Origin of the sequence: Kitasatospora sp. NPDC091257, from assembly GCF_044757675.1 — a bacterium.
In the GTDB taxonomy this organism is placed as follows: Bacteria; Actinomycetota; Actinomycetes; order Streptomycetales; family Streptomycetaceae; genus Kitasatospora; species Kitasatospora lactacystinica.
In genome coordinates this window covers 1-2,292 of sequence record NZ_JBIVVI010001343.1, presented here as the reverse complement: position 1 = coordinate 2,292, position 2,292 = coordinate 1, and the positions used below count along the sequence as shown (strand labels likewise).

Sequence of the window (2,292 nt, the reverse complement as noted above, 5' to 3'; positions counted from 1 at the left end):
GGGGCACGGGGTGCGACACGCGGGATTCCGATCACTCTCCCGGAGCAGTCGGTTCCGGCCGTAGGGTCGGCCGCATGAGTGAGAACGTGGGCATTGTTCTGGTCTCGCACAGCGCCCGGCTCGCGGAGGGGCTGCGCGAGCTGCTCGGCGAACTCGCCCCGGACGGCGTGCGGGTGGTCGTCGCGGGCGGCACCGAGGACGGCGGGCTCGGCACCAGCTACGACCTGATCGCCGGGGCGATCGCGCGGGCCGACGCCGGGGCGGGCGTGGTCGTGCTGCCGGACCTCGGCAGCTCGGTGCTCACCGCCGTCACGGTGCTGGAGGACGAGCCGCGCCCGGGCGTGCGGCTGGCGGACGCGCCGTTCGTGGAGGGCGCGGTGGCCGCCGCCGTCACCGCCTCGACCGGGGCGGACCTGGCCGAGGTGGTCGCGGCGGCCGAGGACGCGCGCGGGTTCAGGAAGCTCTGACCGTCCGGCGCAGGGCCGCCCGGGGCCGGGCCGGACGGTGCGGGCGCGCCCGGCGTCCGCTCACTTGGCGTCCGCGTAGCAGTCCACCACCGCCGTGCTGAGCGGGAAGCGCACCGGGGTGTCGCCGAACACCAGCCGGCGGGCCTCGTCGGCCGCCTCGGCGACGGCGGCGGCCACCTCGTCGGCGAGGTTCGCCGGGGTGTGCACGACCACCTCGTCGTGCTGGAAGAACACCAGGTGCGGGCGGTCCGCCGGGCCGGACGCCGGCAGGTCGTTCAGCCGGCGGCGCAGCGCGGCGAGCAGGGCCAGCGCCCAGTCGGCGGCGCTGGCCTGGATGACGAAGTTGCGGGTGAACCGGCCGCGGGCCCGGGCGGTGCGGCCGCCGGCCTCGCCCGCGGCGTCCCCCTCGGTGAGGTCGAGGAAGTCGGCGGAGGCCGGCGGGCAGACCCGGCCGAGCCGCGAGGCGACCACGCCGCCGTCCTCGCCGGTGCGGGCGGCGGCCTCGACGTAGCCCATCGCGGCCGGGTAGCGCCGGTGCAGGGTGTTGAGCAGCGGGCCGATGTCGCCGCTGGTCTGGCCGTACATGGCGCCGAGCAGGCCGAGCTTGGCCTTGTCCCGGTCGCCCTGGAAGGCGTGGGCGGCGAGCGCCTCGTACAGGTCGCCGCCGGCGGCGGTGCGGGCCAGCCCGGCGTCCTGGGAGAGCGCGGCGAGCACCCGGGGCTCCAGCTGGGCCGCGTCGGCGACGACCAGCAGCCAGCCCGGGTCGGCGACCACGGCGCGGCGCAGGATCCGCGGGATCTGCAGGGCGCCGCCGCCGCGGCTGGCCCAGCGGCCGGAGACCACGCCGCCGACCACGTACTCGGGCCGGAAGCGGCCGCCGCGGGCCCAGGCGTCCTGCCAGGCCCAGCCGTGCGCGACGTGGATCCGGGACAGCTCCTTGTAGCGGACCAGCAGCTGCGCGGCCGGGTGGTCGATGCCCTTGAGCTCCCAGGAGCGGGTGGAGCCGAGCTGGATGCCCGCCTCGGCGAAGGCGCGCAGCACCTGGGTGTGGGAGTCGGGGTTGAAGGGCTTGGCGCCGAGCGCCTGCTGGAGGTCGACGGCGAGCTCGGCGAGGATCCTGGGCTGGGTGCCGGGGACGGTCGGGCGGGGGCCGAGCAGCTCGGTGAGCAGGTGGTCGTGGACGTCGGCCCGCCAGGGCAGGCCGTCGTGGGCCATCTCGGCGGCCACCAGGGCGCCGGCCGACTCGGCGGCGACCAGCAGCCGGAACCGCTGCCGGGCGCCCGGGTCGGCGAGGGCGGCGATCCGGCGCTGCTGTTCGGCGTGGACGGCGACCACGGCCGCCAACGGGTCGGCGCCGGGCGGCAGTTGCAGCCGGTCGGGGGCGAACAGGGTGTCCTGGCCGTCGTCGGCGTCGGACAGGCCCGGTTCGGGCAGGTCCGCCGGGACGGGCAGGCCGCGCAGCCGGGCCCAGGCGGCGCCGAGCGACCGGGGCGCGCCGAACCGGCCCTCGTGCGCCAGCAGCAGCGCCTCGACCAGCCGCAGGTCGTGGCCGCGGGCGAGCCGGTCGGGCAGCTGCGGCAGCAGCGGGGCGTACCCGGAGTCGGTGGCGGCCCAGACCCAGCGCGGGTGGTCGGCGGCCTCCCGGGCGGCGACGGCGGTGGCGAGGTCGCGGACGGTCTCCGGCGGGCCGAGCGGGGCGCCCGCGTCGTCCAGTGCCTGGAGCCGGCCGCCGGGGCCGTGCGGGTCGGGCGCGAGGGCGGTCCTGGGCGCCACGGGGGCTGCTCCTCTCCGGCGCGCGGTCGGGCGTGCGGGGACGGGTACGGGG

General features: G+C 78.5%; 2 protein-coding genes. One reads left to right on the top strand and one right to left on the bottom strand.

Annotation, left to right across the window (positions count from 1 at the left end):
• Positions 1-74: 74 nt before the first annotated feature.
• A complete protein-coding gene (gene dhaM / locus ACIQOV_RS38065) occupies positions 75-467 on the top strand; it encodes a dihydroxyacetone kinase phosphoryl donor subunit DhaM (RefSeq protein ID WP_359910558.1) in 393 nt (130 codons plus the stop codon).
• 60 nt (positions 468-527) lie between these two features.
• Here the strand turns inward: dhaM and ACIQOV_RS38060 are convergent, their stop codons facing one another.
• Positions 528-2,240, bottom strand: a complete 1,713-nt coding sequence (locus tag ACIQOV_RS38060; RefSeq protein WP_401055342.1) for a bifunctional 3'-5' exonuclease/DNA polymerase — start codon at positions 2,238-2,240, stop codon at positions 528-530.
• Between the last annotated feature and the right edge of the window lie 52 nt (positions 2,241-2,292).